Raw genomic sequence first — 653 nt, 5'->3', positions numbered from 1 at the left:
CCGTAGACATTAACTTGGGAGATTTTAATCAAGCAGCCTGACGATAAAAGTCAAACCACATCTGCCTTGGCGTTTTATAGCCTAAACCCTTCTGAATTCTAGTCTGGTTGTACTCCAGCTCAATATATTTGATGATATCATTGACGCCTTCAATTCTTGTCTTATAGTCTTGATGATATACCAGTTCATTCTTTAATACGCCCCAGAAACTCTCTATTGGAGCATTATCAAATGAGCAAGGAATAGTAAGTGTCTGGGAGATACTTACCCGAGTGCAAGACGGAAGGCTATGCCTGTAGTGTTTGCCACGCCGTGACATTGAGCCATTAAACTTATGCTGTTTGATGATCCTATGATAATCATTGCTACAGTACTGACTGCCTCTATCGGAGTGAACAATCAATCCTTTTGCTGGCCGTTTGTGTTCGATCGCCATATTCAATGCACGGCAAACTAAATCTGCTGTCATACGTTTGTTGATGGCATAGCCGACAAGCTCTTTAGTGTAGAGATCTTTGACTCCAGCTAAATACAACCAGCCTTCAAGCGTCCAGATATAGGTGATGTCACTAACCCTGAGAAGCACTGCTTCGCAAGGTTAGGACTATTGGCATCAAATTTCTGATCGAGCAGGTTTGGATAGATAAGCTTGT

General features: G+C 42.1%; 1 pseudogene. It reads right to left on the bottom strand.

Features of this window, described 5'->3' with window-relative positions:
• Positions 1-28: 28 nt before the first annotated feature.
• Positions 29-653: pseudogene (locus JMY06_RS11715) on the bottom strand (DDE-type integrase/transposase/recombinase); the annotation flags it as partial.

Origin of the sequence: Psychrobacter urativorans (assembly GCF_904846675.1) — a bacterium.
GTDB lineage: Bacteria > Pseudomonadota > Gammaproteobacteria > Pseudomonadales > Moraxellaceae > Psychrobacter > Psychrobacter urativorans_B.
The sequence above is the reverse complement of the archived record's forward strand: the minus strand, read 5'-3'. Positions and strand labels throughout refer to the sequence as shown.